This window comes from Pseudoalteromonas fuliginea, assembly GCF_000690055.1.
Taxonomy (GTDB): domain Bacteria; phylum Pseudomonadota; class Gammaproteobacteria; order Enterobacterales; family Alteromonadaceae; genus Pseudoalteromonas; species Pseudoalteromonas fuliginea.
This window is the reverse complement of sequence record NZ_JJNZ01000009.1, coordinates 1-16,522: the sequence shown is the minus strand read 5'-3', so window position 1 is coordinate 16,522 and position 16,522 is coordinate 1. Positions and strand designations below refer to the sequence as shown.

Sequence of the window (16,522 nt, the reverse complement as noted above, 5' to 3'; positions counted from 1 at the left end):
GTTAAGCGGTTTTTTTATGCCTACTATTTACCGAGAAAGCCAGTAACCATTTTGCAGCAAAGCCACAAATAACAATAAACATCGTCCCGGCTAATACAGGCATAATCAAAAAGTCCCAACTCTGCCCAGATGCAATAATCAGAATAGGATTAGCACCTGCCGCCGGATGTACTGTTTTAGTGAGCATCATTAGTGTAATTGCAATGCCAACGGCCAATGCAATTGATGCACTGCCATCGCCAACATAAGTTACAAAAACGATACCCACAAATGCAGTTAAAAGATGACCAAAAATCACATTTTTTGGCTGTGCTAATGGGCTATTTGGAATACCAAATACAAGTACTGCTGTTGCACCAAAGGGTGCCATTAACCATATCCCATAATCACCCATGTTGTTCAACCACGCTAGAAATCCAAGCACAAGCGCTGAAAAAACACCGGCAACACAGGCTAATTTGATATCACTTAAATTCATTTTAATCTCTTACATTAAAAGTAGACCGACTTGTCTACACACATAGGGTAGACAACTCAGTCTACTTGTGTCAACCTTTGTTTTTGAGGAGACTAAATGACTAAACAAGAACATATTGTAAATACTGCACTTACTTTGTTTTACACCAAAGGCTTACATGCTGTTGGCATTAATGAAATTCTAGCAGAATCTAACGTGGCAAAAAAAACACTTTATAATCACTTTGCCAGTAAAGATGAGTTAATTTGCGCGTGCTTAGCCAAAAGAGATACACAGTTTAATAGCTGGTTTGAAGAGATCTGTAATAAACCACTAGCTATTGAAGTCGCTATTTCGTTATTTACTGGGTTAAAACTATGGTTTGCCAACCAAGTACCAAAGCTTGGGCATTTCAATGGCTGTTTTTTTATAAATGCTGCAGCAGAGTATCCTAATGCTCAACACCCTATAGCAAAGCAATGTATGCAACATAAACAAACCATATTAGACATCATTTTAACTGCATTACTTGCTACACCCGAACTCAAAAATAATAAAGTTAAAGCGCTAGAAATTGCACATACCTTACTTACTCTCAAAGAGGGATTAATATGCCAAGCACGTGTAATGCGTAACCAATCTCTCGTTATGCCAAGTATTACTTTGCTAAAACACATAACACAAAGCTAAAAAAAGCGGCTAATAGCCGCTTCCAAAAGATCAAAATAAATTACAGTTTTTCAAAATAAAGTGGTTCGCGCTCTTTTTTACCCACTTCATTCATTGTCTCTGCATTGAATAATCGACCATTGATCATGGTGTAATCTACTTTATCCGAATCTCGAATATTTTTAAGCGGATCGCCATCTATAACCATTAAATCAGCCAGTTTGCCCACTTCAAGTGAGCCTACGTTTTTATCAAGCCCTAAATACTTAGCCGGATCGAGTGTTGAAGCACGTATAGCCTCAAGCGGTGTCATTCCGCCTTGTGCAAACATCCACATCTCCCAGTGTGCACCTAAGCCTTCACGCTGACCGTGAGCACCTAAGTTAACTAATACACCTAGGTCTTGCAGCTCAGCAGCAACGCGTGCGTTATTAAAGTGATTATAGTGATGATCGGGCGCTTTAATGCGGCGCATAGAGCGCGGTAATAATTGATTTTTTGGCACAAATTTACTTAAACGCGGATGATTCCACACATCAGTTTTATCGTACCAGTAGTTCTCCCCCCAAATGCCACCATAAGCCACTACAAGAGTTGGCGTATAACCAACATCACTTTGTGACCATAACTGCTTTATATCGTCATATATGTGCTCTACAGGGATTGAATGCTCAATACCTGTGTGTCCATCTACAATCATACTTAAGTTATGTTGTAATAATGAGCCACCTTCAGGGACAACCATCATTTCAAGTTCACGGCCTGCTTCAATAACTTGTTGGCGCTGCTCACGGCGAGGCTGGTTATACGATTTAACACTAAACGCCCCTACTTTTTTAAGGCGCTCTAAATGAAACTTTGCATCGTCTAACGAGTCAATATGCGACGTATAACCTGGCATATTTGCGCCATATAAAATAGTACCCGTTGAGAAAATACGCGGGCCAACAATCATGCCTGCCTTTTGCATTTCGCTTGCGGTAAATATTTCAGAGGTATCGTTTGATGGATCGTGAATTGTAGTTACACCCAGCGCTAAACCTGCAAAGTTTTTCCAGTTTTGCTCAGGTATAATTTCGTCACTTGCTTGCGAGCCATGTGCATGAGCATCAACAATACCAGGCATAATAGTTTTACCTGTTACATCAATAACCTCAGCACCTTTAGGGATGCTTATCTCGCTGGCTGTACCAATTGCTTTAATATGCTTGCCATCAGTGATAATTACACCATTTTCAATAACCTTTTCGCCGTCCATCGTTATAATTTTTGCACCAGTGAGCGCAATCATGCCTTTAGGCTCTGCCATTTTTTTACTGAAACCAATATTATCGCCACTTTTCACTTTAAAGTCGGCATCTTCGGCTTTGTTAATGGCAAACATCCCCTCAAGGCTTGCATGATAAAGCTCAGGCCCTAATGTCCAATAAAGTTTGTTGCTCTTAGCACTCCAGCTAATGTTTTCACCAGCACGTACCGATAACTGCTCTATTGGAAATTGACTGTCTTTAGGCCCAATATTAATTGTTTTACCACTTTGTACAAACGGGGTTACAAATACTTTAAATCGCTCTGCAAACGCTAAATATTTGCCATCTGGTGATACTCTAAATTCTGTCGCATGCTCTGACTCGTATAGTTTGCTAACTTTTTTACTTTCAAGCTCTACTACACTTAACGTTGGTTTTGGCCAAGGACTCATAATGAAAACACGATCGTTTGCATCTCCAAATTGTGGTTGATAACCACTTTTTGAAATAAGCTCACTTTTACCGCCTTTAGCGCTTACGCTATAAACCCCCGGATTAAGTGACCACTTAGGGTTTAAAATACTGCCGCCAGTGGCTTTACGATAAACAACCGTTTTACCATCTGGGCTAAACGTAGGCTCTACATATTTCCCGGGCTCTTTAGTAATTGTATCGCCACGACCACTACGCGCAGAAACCACTCTTACAGACCCTTGTTTGTTATCATCCCATGTGGTGTAAACTATTTTTTTACCATCGCGAGAGTACTGTGGAAATAATTCGTAATGATCAGTTTGCTTTGTTAAGCGCTTAATTTTACCTGACTCTAAATCACGTTTATAAATATGCCCAAGCGCTTCAAAAATTGCAGTTTCGCCATCTGGGCTTACTTGCACATTACGCAGCATTTTTACATCAAACTCGTCGGTATCTAAGTTTTGTGTAAATCGCACTGCTTTTTGAATTTTTTTACTTGTTTGCACTTTAAAAGGTATGGTTTTAACAGATTTGTCTGCAACATCTAGCTTGTGAATTGTGCCACCAGCCCAAAATACCAGTTCTTCATTATCGGGTGTCCATGCAATGGTTGGGTATACACCATGAATAGCCCAGGTTTCTTGCATATCTCGCTCAAGCTTATCGTAAAGCTTAGTGTGCTCACCGCTGGTTAAGTCATATAAATAAAGACTAGTTTGAAAATCATCACGCTTTATATACGCCAGTTTTTTACCATCAGGTGACGGTGTAGGCCTAATAGCACCGCCCATCGTATCGATTATGGTTTCAATTTCACCCGTTTCACGGTCGTAGCGCTTAATTTTATAAATGCCCGCTACAGAATCCTTTGAATAATGAAAGGTTTTACCGGGTGTTGCATCATGCGAGAAGTATACATAACGACCATCAGGTGAAAACATTGGCTCACCTAAATCTTTTTGATCGTTCTCGCGTTTTGTAAGCTGCACACCCTTGCCACCCGCTTTATGATACAACCACACTTCACCGGCACCTAATGAGCGGCTAGCTGTAAAGTGTTTACGCGCAACTAAGTAGTCGCCATCAGGACTCCATGCAGGGCTATTTAGTAATCTAAAGGTTTCATCGGTAACAGCGTGTTGATTTTCGCCATTTAAGTCCATTATCCAAATGTTATCGCCACCACCTTGGTCGGAGGTAAACGCAATACTTTTGCCGTTAGGACTAAAGCGTGGTTGCATTTGCCATGCAATATCAGAGGTGAGCTTTGTAGCTGTACCACCACTCATTGGCATAGTGTAAATATCGCCAAGTAAGTCAAACACCACGGTTTTACCATCAGGGCTAATATCTATATTCATCCATGTGCCTTGCTCAACACTAATTGCAGCGTCAACGAATTGCCCCTTAGGTGAATCTACTTGCCATTTTTGTTCGTCTTTTTCGGCGGCATTCACTTGCCCTATCGCTAATGACACCGACAATGCCAATACTGTATGAAGCATTTTTTTCATGCGTTTCTCGCTTGTTTTTGTTGCTGTAAAACTATTTTACACAATTGCAACAAAAACAAGCACAACTTGCCAGTGTTATATGATAAAGCGCGGTTTATATAAGTTTAATGCCAAACTATAGGGTCAAATTGATAGTAATTAACGAGCATACTATAAATTTCAGGATCGTATCGGCGCAGCTCTGCGGGTTTTTCGAGGAAGGTTTCGGTGATAACAGCAAAAAATTCGGCTTCATTAGTTGCACCATAGCTGTGAATAACGTGTGGCATGCTATAAGCAACATGACTTTTCAACTGCGTAAACGCGCGGCTAAATACTCGGCCCCACTCTTTGTAATCTGCTGAGCTTTTTAAAAGTGGCGTGCCTGTTGTTTTTCCTGTTTCTTGATCGAGTTGATGCGCAAATTCATGAAAAACTAAATTATGTCCATCACTTGGCAAGCGATTACCTTCAAGCACGTCATGCCAGCTTAAAACGAGCGTGCCGCCAGGCCATGACTCGCCTAGTCTTACCGTATTGTGGTAACTCACAAGTCCTGCACTATCGCGTGTTGATTGCGGGGCGTAATAAGCACTTGGGTATAATAAAATTTCTTTTACATTTTTATATAACGGCCAAGGCTTATTAAGCACTAATACACACGCATCAGCGGCTACAATTAACTTCATTGCGGGTGTCAATTTTAAACCATCACAACCAACAAAGCGTTTTTCGTTTAAAAACCACGTAATATGTCGCTCTAATTTTTCTCTGTCGGCGTCGGTCATTTTTTTATAGATGGGCATGCAACGCAGTAAAATATCTTTTTGCTGCGAATTTAAAGCAAAGTCTTTATATTTACTGCGCCATAATCGGTTTTGAATTGATGGCCAACGCCAGAAAATCACCACAAAAAGAATTAAAACAACAATTAACAGTCCATTTATCATGGGGATTTCCTGAGCTAAGGTATGGTATATAAATATGTCCAGCACACGTGCTTTTCAAGCATATAAGGTTATGTATTTAAATATAAAGTAATTCACATCGCATTGCTTATAGATTAGTTAACCTGAACTTTGGTTAAGAGATTTACTAACGTATTGGATCATGGTGATATTTAAATTTATTTTCTCTAGCCTGAGATTTTCAGTGAAAACAAGGCAAATTTACGCGTCAATAGCGGGCCTATTGCAAGTAAATTCAACGCAGTTAGCGCTAAAAATAGCTGCTTAAGATAGATTTATTATCCAGAGTTCAGATTAATTACTACTTTGCACTGCCGTTAAATGATGTGTTTAAAGTTAATTTTTGCAAAAAGTGTCAAATGTATCCTGCAATGTGCTTATAAATTTCGCTACGTGCAAACCATCCATTAATGAGTGGTGTACATCGATAGCTAAAGGCATTGTACCTGTGTGTTTATCAAACTGACCAAATACAAATTTAGGAATGCCTAAACTCTGCCCTGCACTAAATGCATGCGAAAACGCACTAAAATTCAGCCACGGCAAAACAGATATATGAATTAAATCTGCCTGCCCTTCTGTTTGGGCAAATGCATCAGAAAATAACGGCTGTAATTTCGCTTTTTTGCTTACGTCACTTGCATGATTTGCAAACTCTTTAAAATCGCTTGCGCTATTAAAATAACTAAAAACAAACGTATCGTTTTCAGACAACTCAACCACACTAGCGCGAACACTGTTAAGTAGCCATGGCTTACTATCTATAATACGTAGCATTATTGAATCGTACTCATGGCACGCTTTTAAGGTGCAATATACATATGCTTGAAAAAAAGAAAATTGATTGGTTTTGCAATAGTCATACAGCGCTTGAGCATCTAAACGCACACACACATTAAAATAAGGCTGAGAAAAGTGTTTAAATAATTCAAAGTGTTGCTTTCTAGGCCAATTATCTAAATCGATGGGCTGCATGAGAGAAGTTGAGGGAGTCATAATTTGCCGCACAAAATTAAAAATAAAGTGTACCGCTGTTCAGTAATAATTGCATTAGAGTCTGCTGATCTTTCAAGGTTAAATCCGCAAAGATCAACCCCCCTTAACTTACAGATAAAAAAAAGGTGCGCAATTGCACACCTTTATATAAATTCAAACTTAGATTACAGACCGTTTTTGATGATCTCTTGGGCTAATTCGTCAGCAATTAAATGCGTTGATTTTTGCTCTTTTTCGCTGCGAGCAAAAATTTCAGTTAACGTATTAAAAATACCTTCAACATGTTTATTAGACGCTGCTGCACTGTAACCATCTGGCGCTGTTTCATAATAAACATTAATAATACCACCGGCGTTAATTACGTAATCTGGTGCATATAAAATGCCTTTTTCACGAATAACTTCACCGTGGCGAGATTCTGCCAGCTGATTGTTAGCACAGCCTGCAATAATAGTCGCTTTTAAACGCGGTATCGTTAAATCGTTAACGGTTGCACCTAATGCACAAGGTGCATAAACATCAACATCTAAGTCGTAAATGTCATCAATGCCAACCGCAGTTGCACCAAAATCACTTACTACACGGTCAATGGCAGCTTGGTTAATATCAGTTACAAACAACTCAGCGCCCGCATCATGTAAATGTTTACATAAACCATAAGCAACAGCACCTAAACCTTGAACAGCCACTTTTACGCCTGCAAAATTTTGATGGCCACGTTGATGCTGTAGCGCTGCTTTAATTCCTAAAAACGTACCGTATGCTGTAAATGGCGATGGGTTACCACTTTTACCTTCAAGACCCAGTACGTAATTAGTTTCTTTATTCATAATAGCTACATCAGCACATGTGATGTTTACATCTTCTGCTGAGTAATAACTGCCATTTAATCGCTCTAACTGACGGCCAAATGCACGAAATAATTGCTCAGATTTAATTTCTTTCGCATTACCTATAATCACAGATTTACCGCCACCAAACGGTAAGCGCGCAACTGCATTTTTATAAGTCATGCCCTTTGATAAACGTAGCACGTCATAAACAGCATCTTCGTCGTTCGCATAGTCCCACATTCTACATCCGCCAACTGCGGGACCTAGGTTGGTATTATGTACAGCAATAATTGCTTTTAAACCCGACTCTTCATCAGAACAAAAAACCACTTGTTCATGGTTATCAAATTCAACTCGATTAAACACAGCCACTTAAAATACTCCGAAATAGTTAACCCGTGAGAGGGTATGCGCGCTGGAAATTGCCGAGACTTTATCACTTCATATACGTGTTCGCTATACTCACAGATGATAAAACCAATGAAAACATTAAGCTTAAATTAAATAACCTAATTAAAACTTTTATATAGATAAAAAATTCACAAAAGCGTCGTTTGTAAGTTTTAAAAACTATAAATAGAACAACCACACCTACTTACGTTTACGTGAACGTAACACAGTTATTGCATGTAAAGTTTAATATACAAGTGCTACTTGCCCGACACGTACTGCTGCCTATAGGTTTTCAGTAAAAAGTGAGCTTTTTCGCAAACTGGTCAGAGCTGTAAACTTACTAATAACTCTATTTAAAAAAACAAAAAAGCGAGCACTAGGCTCGCTTTTTAAAAATACAAAACGTACGTTATTTTAGCTTGCTATCAAGCTCTTCAATTTTAGCTTTCCAGATAGCAGGGCCTTGTGTATGCGCATTGGCGCCTTCACTGTCTACTGCAACAGTCACTGGCATATCTTCTACTTCAAATTCGTAAATAGCTTCCATACCTAAATCTTCAAAAGCAACTACACGCGCTTTTTTAATCGCTTTAGATACTAAGTAAGCTGCGCCGCCTACAGCCATCAAATAAACAGATTTATGCTCTTTAATAGACTCAACCGTTGCATGCCCACGTTCAGCTTTACCAATCATGCCTACAATGCCTGTTTTTTCTAGCATCATATCGGTAAATTTATCCATGCGAGTGGCTGTTGTAGGGCCAGCAGGACCTACTGCTTCATCGCGTACCGCATCCACAGGGCCTACGTAATAAATAAATTTATTATCAAAGTCTACGCCCTCAGGTAAACCTTCACCTGAGTTGATCATATCTTGCAAACGTTTATGCGCTGCATCACGACCTGTTAAAATAGTGCCCGAAAGTAAAACGGTTTCACCCATTTTCCATTCTTGAACATCTTTTTTAGTCAGTGTATTTAAGTCAACGCGACGTGTGCCTTCGCCCACTTCAAATGTTACTTGTGGCCAATCTTCTAGCTTAGGTGCTTTTAAATTAGCAGGGCCAGAACCGTCAAGTGTAAAATGTACATGGCGAGTTGCCGCACAATTTGGGATCATTACTACAGGTTTTGAAGCTGCATGCGTTGGTGCTGTTTTAATTTTAACATCAACAACCGTTGTTAAACCGCCTAAGCCTTGTGCGCCAATACCTAATTTATTAGCACGGTCAAAAATTTCTAAACGCAGTTTTTCTTCAGTTGTCTCTGCGCCGCGTTCCATTAATTCATGGATATCAACCGGATCCATTAACGACTCTTTAGCCATTACTGCTGCTTTTTCAGCCGTACCACCAATACCTATACCTAGCATGCCTGGCGGACACCAACCAGCACCCATTGTTGGTAGTGTTTTTTCTACCCATGCAGCAACATCATCTGACGGGTTTAACATAACCATTTTACTTTTGTTTTCAGAGCCGCCGCCTTTAGCCGCAACCATTACTTCTACTTTTCCACCCGCTACTAAATCAATATGCACAACCGAAGGCGTATTATCTTTAGTATTTTTACGCGTACCAGCAGGGTCTGCAACAATAGATGCACGTAAAGGGTTATCTGGATTCAAATATGCACGACGAGTACCTTCATCAACCATTTGTTGAACGGTTAAATCTGTTTTATCCCACTTAACATCCATACCTACTTTAACAAAACAGGTAATAATACCGGTGTCTTGGCAAAGTGGACGCTTGCCTTCAGCCGACATGCGTGAGTTAATTAAAATTTGTGCAATGGCGTCTTTAGCCGCTTTACTTTGTTCTTTGTTGTACGCTTTTTCGAGTGCTTGAACAAAATCAAGTGGGTGATAGAACGAAATATATTGCAATGCATCTTCAATGCTATCAATAAAGTCTTGCTGACAAATTGTACTCATAGTGGTTCCTTAAGTTACCGTTACGCGTTGTCGCGTAATCTAAATCAAACCGGTGACGGTGGTTTGCACTGTTTTTTGCAGCTTAGTGCTGCCAAAAAATTTGACTTATGATACCCTCCCAGCCCGTTTCGAGCCAGTTCTTAAAGGGGCAGTAAATGCTAAACAATAAAAAAAATTGTATTAAATTAGGCATAACACAAAACTGCATTGACGTTTTTGCGCATTTTTCACATTTGCCCTATGCAATTCTATTAGATTCTGCAAATAGTAATCATATAAACAGTCGTTTTGATATTGTTGCCATTGAGCCGCAAAGTACCCTTGAAGTAAAAAATAATAAAAGCTTTTTAAATAATATAGAAAGTAGTGATAACTGCTTTGAAATTATGAATAATGAGCTTTCGCATCTTGATAAAACAAAAGCCGATTACGATTTACCCTTTAACGGCGGCTGGCTTGGCTACTTTGGCTACGATCTGGGGCGTACAATTGAAAACATCCCCACTCATGCTATTGAAGACATTAATCTTCCCCAAATGGCTATTGGCCTTTACTTAGATGCCCTTATTTACGACAAGCTGCAACAAAGCTGGTTTTATGTATCGCAGCCAAACACCGATCGATTAGCGCTTTATGAGCAATATTTAAATACGCACGTTAACTCCCAAGTTAATACGCAGTCCTTTGCCCTAAACAGCGACTGGCAATCAAATATGAGTAAAAAAGAATACGCTACAAAATTTGCCCAAATTGAGGAGTATTTAAAAAGTGGCGATTGCTACCAAATTAATTTAGCGCAGCGCTTCAACGCTCAGTTTGAAGGCTCCCCTTGGGCTGCTTATATTAAATTGCGTGAGGCAAATAAAGCACCGTTTTCAAGCTTTATAAATCACCCTCAAGGGGCTATTTTATCAATTTCCCCTGAGCGCTTTATATCAGTAAATAATAACGTTGTAGAAACCAAACCTATTAAAGGCACACTACCGCGAAAAGCGGATGCGCTGGAAGATCAACGCCAAGCCCAAATACTCGCAGCATCAGATAAAGATCGCGCTGAAAATGTCATGATTGTTGATTTACTGCGTAACGACTTAGGCAAAGTGGCAAAACCTGGCAGCGTTCACGTCCCTTCTCTTTTTGCTATTGAAAGCTTTCCGGCAGTGCATCATTTAGTAAGCACGGTAACCTCTGAACTTGATGAAGGTAAAACAGCCGTCGATCAGCTAAAAGCGGCTTTTCCGGGTGGCTCAATCACCGGTGCGCCCAAAATTAGAGCGATGGAAATAATTGAAGAGCTAGAGCCGCATCGCCGCAGCATTTACTGTGGTTCAATAGGTTATTTAAGTGCATGTGGAAATATGGATACGAGTATCACTATTCGCACCTTGGTGTGCCACAAAGCGCAAATTTACTGCTGGGCAGGTGGCGGAATAGTCGCTGATTCTAAAGTCGAATTGGAATATCAAGAAACTTACGATAAAGTAAATAAAATCCTCCCTTTATTAAAACAGTAGGTCGCTTTGAATAGTGAACACATTATGGCGCGGTTTCTGTTAAGCCCTACAGCTGCGCCAAACCAGTTAAAAGACACGCGTAAAAAACGCGCTAGCGCTGTTATGCTGCCAATTATTGATATAGATAACCATGCACATATTTTACTGTGTAAACGCCCTACTTATTTACACCATCACCCTGGAGAGATTTGTTTGCCAGGGGGTAAGTTTGAAGTAAGCGACATTACCCTTCGCTCCACAGCCCTTCGCGAACTAAAAGAAGAGCTAAATATTGCCCAAAACAACGTTAATGTATTAGGTCACTTACCTGAGTATTCAACATTAACGGGTTTTAGTATTAGCCCCTATGTGGGTTTACTTAATAAAGGCACCACCTGGGAAAATGACTATAATGAAGTACAAGCGAGCTTTTTGCTCTCGGTCACTGAGCTAAATAACGAAGCTAACTGGCAACCCTTACCTTTTCAACGATTTGGGAAAACGGTTATTTTGCAAGGTTTTAAAACGCCGCATGGTTTACTTTGGGGTGCGACTGCAAGCATTATAAAAAACTTTACAAAACAACTCGCCTTACCAGTTTAAATCTTCGTTATTAATAGTTACACAATCACAATTCCACGTTATCATGCTCGACCGTTCAAAGAGCAGCTTCGTGCTGATAAAACAAAGTAGAGACACACACATTATGATCAGTGCATTTGATATGTTTAGCATTGGTATTGGCCCTTCGTCATCACACACCGTTGGCCCAATGCGCGCATCACGCTTATTTGTTAATGACCTACAAGAACAACAATTATTAGCAAATGTTACCGATATTAAAGTAGAGCTTTATGGCTCTTTGGGTCAAACAGGTGTTGGCCATGGTTCGGGTAAAGCCGTAATTCTTGGTTTAGCCGGTTACGACCCTGAAACTATAGATGCCGATTTAGTCGACGACATTTTAGCGACCATCGAACAAGATCAGGTTATTTATTTAAACAAAACACACAAAGCTAAGTTTCCAAAACAAGGCGCTATTGTTTTTCATCGTCGCAAAACGCTGCCTAAGCACTCAAATGCAATGGAAATTATCGCCTCAAACAACGGCGAAAAAGTTTACAGCAAAGTATATTACTCTATTGGCGGTGGCTTTATTGTTACTGACGAAGAGTTTGAAAACGAAAAACAAGCAGCCCTCGATATTAGAGAAGAAAACCCAGCCCCATTCCCATTTGGTAGCGCAAAAGAGTTACTAGAAATGTGTAAAGAGTCAGGGCTTAGTGTTTCAAGCTTGATGATGAAGAACGAAAAAACACTGCGCACTGAAGATGAAATAAAAGACACGCTGTTTCATATCTGGAAAGTAATGATGGCCTGTATTGACCGTGGTATGCGTACAGAAGGTATTTTACCTGGCGGCTTAAAAGTAAAGCGCCGTGCGCCTAGCTTATACTTAAAACTAAATATAGAAGTCAGTAACGACCCACTTCGTGCAATGGACTGGGTTGATTTATTTGCCCTTGCCGTAAACGAAGAAAATGCGGCAGGTGGCCGTGTAGTTACCGCACCAACTAATGGTGCTGCGGGTATTTTACCAGCTGTACTTATGTACTATCACACATTTGTGAAAGAAGTAGACCGCGATATAGCCACACGTTATTTATTAACGGCTGCTGCTATTGGTATTTTATATAAAAAGAATGCCTCTATATCGGGTGCCGAAGTAGGTTGCCAAGGTGAAGTTGGCGTTGCGTGCTCTATGGCAGCAGGCGCATTAACAGAAATTGTTGGTGGCAATGTTGTGCAAGTAGAAAACGCAGCAGAAATTGGTATGGAACATAATTTAGGCCTCACGTGCGACCCTGTTGGTGGCTTAGTACAAGTGCCGTGTATTGAACGCAATGCAATGGGCGCGATTAAAGCAATTAATGCCTCACGTTTAGCTATTCGTGGCAGTGGCGAGCAAAAGGTATCACTTGATAAAGTGATTAAAACCATGCTTGAAACCGGCAATGATATGAAAACCAAATACAAAGAAACCGCTCGCGGTGGATTGGCTGTTAATATTATTGAATGTTAAAAATAACTAAAAAAGGCCATACAAATTTGTATGGCCTTTTTTATCTAGCTGTATAAATTTAAGACAAAAATGCAAATTTAATAATAAACAGTGCCGTTAAAATCCATACGCTAATTGTGACTTCGTCTTGCTTACCACACAACACTTTTACTACCGTATAAGATATAAAACCAAGTGCTATACCATGAGCAATTGAAAACGTTAATGGCGTCATCAGTAAAACGACTGTAACGGGAATGGCATCGGTCATATCATCCCAATTAACAAACTTCAGATTTTGTAGCATTAAAACTGCAACATATAAAATGGCTCCAGCGGTTGCGTAAGCTGGTACCATTTGCGCAAGTGGTGCAAAAAACATCATAAGTAAAAAGCAAATACCTACCACAACCGCTGTTAAACCAGTACGCCCACCTACAGATACACCTGCAACAGACTCTATATAAGATGTTGTAGTAGAAGTGCCCAACATAGCGCCTGCAATTGTTGCTGTACTGTCAGCACTTAGCGCTCTTCCTAACCGAGGCATATTTCCTTTTTCATCAGCAAGCCCTGCTTTTTGAGTAACTGCAACTAAAGTACCCGAGGTATCAAATAAATCCACAAACAAAAATGCGAAAATAACGCTCAACATAGACAATTCAAGTGCAGCACCAAAATCAAGCTGCATAAAAGTAGGTAAAATAGAAGGAGGCGTAGCAACAATTCCATGGTATTCAACAAGCCCTAAAGCCAGTGCGATACAGGTCACTAATAAAATACTAATTAACACACCACTTTTAAAGTTACGATATAAAAGCGCAGCAATAATAAAAAAGCTGAAAATAGCTAATAATGGGCCAGCTGAAGTTATATCACCTAATTGTACTAACGTTGCAGGGCTGGCAACGATGATCCCCGCATTTTTAAGAGCAATTAAAGCTAAAAATGCGCCAATACCCGTTGCAATGGCCCGCTTTAAAACCAAAGGAATGGCATTAATAATCCACTCACGAACTTTAAACAGGCTTAGAAGTAAAAATATACACCCAGACATAAAAACAGCACCTAATGCCGCCTGCCATGTGTAACCCATCCCTAATACAACACCATATGTAAAAAATGCATTTAACCCCATTCCAGGCGCTAATGCTAAAGGATAATTAGCCCACAACCCCATAATAAAACAACCAATAGCAGCTGCAATACAAGTTGCTACAAAAGCAGCTCCCTGATCCATTCCAGCCTCTGCTAACATGGCAGGGTTAACAAATACAATGTAAACCATTGTGATAAATGTAGTAATACCCGCAATGCATTCACGGCGGACTGATGAGCCATTCTCACTAATTTTAAATAAAGCTTCGAGCATAATAGACTTATGGTTGTAAAAAGTGGCAATATTTTAACATAAAAATCATCTTTTACAGGACATTTTACCTTGCGATATACTAAACTATTGACTTAGTTACATAACGAATGAGTGAGCATGATAAAAACAACACCGACAGGCCAAGATTTAGAGCAGCAGTTAGACAATATACTGTCCTTTGTCACGCAACCTAGCGACACTAACTCAACGCCAACTAACGAAAATAGTCAGCAAAATACACTGAACAAAGCACTGTATTATTTAAAAAACAATCAAAATGCACTTGCTGCGAAGTGGATGCGTTTAGCTGCGATGTCTGGAGAACTTCGAGCACAATTTTACTTAGGACTATTTTTTGTAAAAGGCCAAGGTGTTCCGCAAAGTGTATTTCATGCTGTTGCATGGCTAAGCTTATCAAGTAGTCAAGGTCACGAGCCAGCAACTACTGCATTAACTGACTTGCGTAAACACATTGAAACTAAACGCTTTAAAGATGCCCAATGCTACGCTGCAAGTTTATATGAACAAATTCACCAATTGCAGTTTTCTCACCTAATACCAAATAACGCTAACGAAGAGTAAATTACACATACGAAACTATGCTGTAATTTACACATGAAATCATTATTTAAAGCTGCCATATCAACCTTCAACAGGTGTATACAGTATTCAACACAATAATGCACAGTTGGAAACGACAACATAAAGGTAAATTTAAATCATTAAATATTAACAACTTAAAAAAATAACAATTTAAAAAAAGTCTAAATCTTAAATTATCGTACAAAAAAATAGCAAAAAACACTTGCACACAAACACTGTATAAACTACTGTATGTAAATACTGTATAAAAACCCAGTGAGTGAAGCGATATGTTACAACCAATTACCGTACGAACAGTTAAAAGCTACCAACAAGACAATAAAAGCGATTGTGTTAATTTAATTGAAATTGAAGATGAAATTTCGGCAACATTTGAGCTATTAAAAGTATTACATCAATACAATAGCTTAAATGCTTGGACATTATTAATCGCACCCGATCACGTCCCTAGTAAAGCGCTACTTGATTCGTGCTCTATCGATACGAGTAAATTACTCGTTATTAGACAAAAACACTTAGTGAATCTAGAGTACGTATTAAATTCGGCTTTACACAACGGTAATTTTGCAGCTGTAATTACTTGGACTGATATAGTTAATAACCAGCTATTAACTAGCTTATCTCTGGATATGAGTAAAACAAATACAAAGTTATATTGCTTCACGAAAAACAAACAAACCACAGAGATATTACTAGCTCAATAATCTTGTTAAACTAACATTTTAGCTTTACACCAAAATTATGACCTCACTGAATAAAACATTATGTCTTTGTGGCAGCCAACAAAATTATGTTGACTGCTGCGAACCTTTTCATTTGGCAATACAGCATCCTCAAACACCAGAGCTACTTATGCGCTCTCGTTATAGTGCTTATGCACTCAAAAATGCTAAGTATATTTATCAAACATATACAACAGATAAACAGCCCGAAAACCCCGTTAAAGAAATTAAAGAATTTGCAGATGGTTGCCGCTTTATAAAACTGACAATTATAGACTCAGGGCACGATGATAGTCATGGTTTTGTAGAATTTAAAGCGCACTACTTTTATGATAATTTATACTGTGAATTGCACGAACAATCAAAATTCATTAAAGAAAAAAATCAGTGGAAATATTCTGACGGCGTTATATTACCTGTTGCAGATATAAAAATTGGCAGGAACGATGATTGCCCATGTGGCAGTACTAAAAAATATAAAAAGTGCCACAGCCTATAAACCTCAACTTACCCAGGCATCAGGTATTTTAAAACACACTAATTAGTTAAATAATATGTACTCTAGTTTTGTACATATTATTTAACTTAATGTGGAGCATACGCACGAAAAGTTATTTATTTCCAAAAAACTCAGCGTCTCTAAATAAAATTTTTATACCAATCTGCTTATGTATGGGGTCTATTTAACGTTAAGAAAATTACGCTAGAACTAGGCAAAAGTTTTTGTATCTAGTTGTTCTAAATAAAAAATTTTTAACGACGTTATAGTGCAATTTAATTCGTTAAATTGATCAAAGA

The 16,522-nt window shown here is 39.1% G+C and carries 14 protein-coding genes; 7 read left to right on the top strand and 7 right to left on the bottom strand.

Annotated features, from left to right (window positions below; genetic code table 11):
- Window position 1 precedes the first annotated feature (1 nt).
- Complete coding sequence (locus tag DC53_RS16870; RefSeq protein ID WP_007375881.1) at window positions 2–478, bottom strand: HPP family protein; 477 nt, start codon at window positions 476–478, stop codon at window positions 2–4.
- Between the two features lie 96 nt (window positions 479–574).
- On the opposite strand from DC53_RS16870, the gene DC53_RS16875 reads away from it, so the two are divergent.
- Complete coding sequence (locus DC53_RS16875; RefSeq protein WP_033028603.1) at window positions 575–1,147, top strand: TetR/AcrR family transcriptional regulator; 573 nt, start codon at window positions 575–577, stop codon at window positions 1,145–1,147.
- A 40-nt stretch (window positions 1,148–1,187) separates the two neighbouring features.
- Here the strand turns inward: DC53_RS16875 and DC53_RS16880 are convergent, their stop codons facing one another.
- The 5 genes from DC53_RS16880 to DC53_RS16900 all read right to left on the bottom strand — a co-directional run bounded on the left by DC53_RS16880 (window position 1,188) and on the right by DC53_RS16900 (window position 9,472).
- Window positions 1,188–4,367, bottom strand: coding sequence for an amidohydrolase family protein (locus DC53_RS16880; protein WP_033028602.1), 3,180 nt, complete (start codon window positions 4,365–4,367; stop codon window positions 1,188–1,190).
- A gap of 104 nt (window positions 4,368–4,471) precedes the next feature.
- Window positions 4,472–5,296 carry a M90 family metallopeptidase gene (locus DC53_RS16885; RefSeq protein WP_033028601.1) on the bottom strand — a complete coding sequence of 275 codons (825 nt, stop codon included), beginning with the start codon at window positions 5,294–5,296 and terminating at the stop codon, window positions 4,472–4,474.
- Between the two features lie 354 nt (window positions 5,297–5,650).
- Window positions 5,651–6,289, bottom strand: a complete 639-nt coding sequence (locus tag DC53_RS16890; protein ID WP_081824536.1) for a CatA-like O-acetyltransferase — start codon at window positions 6,287–6,289, stop codon at window positions 5,651–5,653.
- Window positions 6,290–6,474: 185 nt separating this feature from the next.
- A complete protein-coding gene (locus DC53_RS16895) occupies window positions 6,475–7,515 on the bottom strand; it encodes a Leu/Phe/Val dehydrogenase (protein WP_033028599.1) in 1,041 nt (346 codons plus the stop codon).
- 430 nt (window positions 7,516–7,945) lie between these two features.
- Window positions 7,946–9,472 carry a fumarate hydratase gene (locus tag DC53_RS16900; protein WP_033028598.1) on the bottom strand — a complete coding sequence of 509 codons (1,527 nt, stop codon included), beginning with the start codon at window positions 9,470–9,472 and terminating at the stop codon, window positions 7,946–7,948.
- 155 nt (window positions 9,473–9,627) lie between these two features.
- On the opposite strand from DC53_RS16900, the gene pabB reads away from it, so the two are divergent.
- From pabB to DC53_RS16915, 3 genes are all read left to right on the top strand, one after another.
- The gene (gene pabB / locus DC53_RS16905; RefSeq protein WP_033028597.1) at window positions 9,628–10,986 is read left to right on the top strand and encodes an aminodeoxychorismate synthase component I; all 1,359 of its coding nucleotides are present in this window, start codon (window positions 9,628–9,630) and stop codon (window positions 10,984–10,986) included.
- A gap of 6 nt (window positions 10,987–10,992) precedes the next feature.
- Window positions 10,993–11,568 carry an NUDIX hydrolase gene (locus DC53_RS16910; RefSeq protein ID WP_033028595.1) on the top strand — a complete coding sequence of 192 codons (576 nt, stop codon included), beginning with the start codon at window positions 10,993–10,995 and terminating at the stop codon, window positions 11,566–11,568.
- A 103-nt stretch (window positions 11,569–11,671) separates the two neighbouring features.
- A complete protein-coding gene (locus tag DC53_RS16915) occupies window positions 11,672–13,048 on the top strand; it encodes an L-serine ammonia-lyase (RefSeq protein WP_007375891.1) in 1,377 nt (458 codons plus the stop codon).
- Between the two features lie 58 nt (window positions 13,049–13,106).
- Here the strand turns inward: DC53_RS16915 and DC53_RS16920 are convergent, their stop codons facing one another.
- Complete coding sequence (locus tag DC53_RS16920; protein WP_045984411.1) at window positions 13,107–14,399, bottom strand: NCS2 family permease; 1,293 nt, start codon at window positions 14,397–14,399, stop codon at window positions 13,107–13,109.
- Between the two features lie 117 nt (window positions 14,400–14,516).
- Here DC53_RS16920 and DC53_RS16925 point away from each other — a divergent pair, with 117 nt between their 5' ends.
- The 3 genes from DC53_RS16925 (at window position 14,517) to DC53_RS16935 (ending at window position 16,223) form a co-directional block, all read left to right on the top strand.
- Window positions 14,517–14,981 (top strand): tetratricopeptide repeat protein, encoded by a 465-nt coding sequence (locus tag DC53_RS16925; RefSeq protein WP_007375893.1) that lies wholly within the window; start codon window positions 14,517–14,519, stop codon window positions 14,979–14,981.
- Window positions 14,982–15,271: 290 nt separating this feature from the next.
- A complete protein-coding gene (locus tag DC53_RS16930; protein ID WP_007375894.1) occupies window positions 15,272–15,706 on the top strand; it encodes a SulA-like leucine-rich domain-containing protein in 435 nt (144 codons plus the stop codon).
- Window positions 15,707–15,743: 37 nt separating this feature from the next.
- Window positions 15,744–16,223, top strand: a complete 480-nt coding sequence (locus tag DC53_RS16935) for a YchJ family protein (protein ID WP_033028594.1) — start codon at window positions 15,744–15,746, stop codon at window positions 16,221–16,223.
- Window positions 16,224–16,522: the final 299 nt, after the last annotated feature.

What these genes read in the sequence shown, in the direction of transcription:
- DC53_RS16930 (WP_007375894.1), top strand. Translation starts at nt 15,272, where the DNA reads ATGTTACAACCAATTACCGTACGAACAGTTAAAAGCTACCAACAAGAC.
- pabB (WP_033028597.1), top strand. Translation starts at nt 9,628, where the DNA reads ATGCTAAACAATAAAAAAAATTGTATTAAATTAGGCATAACACAAAAC.
- DC53_RS16920 (WP_045984411.1), bottom strand. Translation starts at nt 14,399, where the DNA reads ATGCTCGAAGCTTTATTTAAAATTAGTGAGAATGGCTCATCAGTCCGC.
- DC53_RS16915 (WP_007375891.1), top strand. Translation starts at nt 11,672, where the DNA reads ATGATCAGTGCATTTGATATGTTTAGCATTGGTATTGGCCCTTCGTCA.
- DC53_RS16935 (WP_033028594.1), top strand. Translation starts at nt 15,744, where the DNA reads ATGACCTCACTGAATAAAACATTATGTCTTTGTGGCAGCCAACAAAAT.
- DC53_RS16925 (WP_007375893.1), top strand. Translation starts at nt 14,517, where the DNA reads ATGATAAAAACAACACCGACAGGCCAAGATTTAGAGCAGCAGTTAGAC.
- DC53_RS16900 (WP_033028598.1), bottom strand. Translation starts at nt 9,472, where the DNA reads ATGAGTACAATTTGTCAGCAAGACTTTATTGATAGCATTGAAGATGCA.
- DC53_RS16880 (WP_033028602.1), bottom strand. Translation starts at nt 4,367, where the DNA reads ATGAAAAAAATGCTTCATACAGTATTGGCATTGTCGGTGTCATTAGCG.
- DC53_RS16870 (WP_007375881.1), bottom strand. Translation starts at nt 478, where the DNA reads ATGAATTTAAGTGATATCAAATTAGCCTGTGTTGCCGGTGTTTTTTCA.
- DC53_RS16890 (WP_081824536.1), bottom strand. Translation starts at nt 6,289, where the DNA reads ATGCAGCCCATCGATTTAGATAATTGGCCTAGAAAGCAACACTTTGAA.
- DC53_RS16885 (WP_033028601.1), bottom strand. Translation starts at nt 5,296, where the DNA reads ATGATAAATGGACTGTTAATTGTTGTTTTAATTCTTTTTGTGGTGATT.
- DC53_RS16875 (WP_033028603.1), top strand. Translation starts at nt 575, where the DNA reads ATGACTAAACAAGAACATATTGTAAATACTGCACTTACTTTGTTTTAC.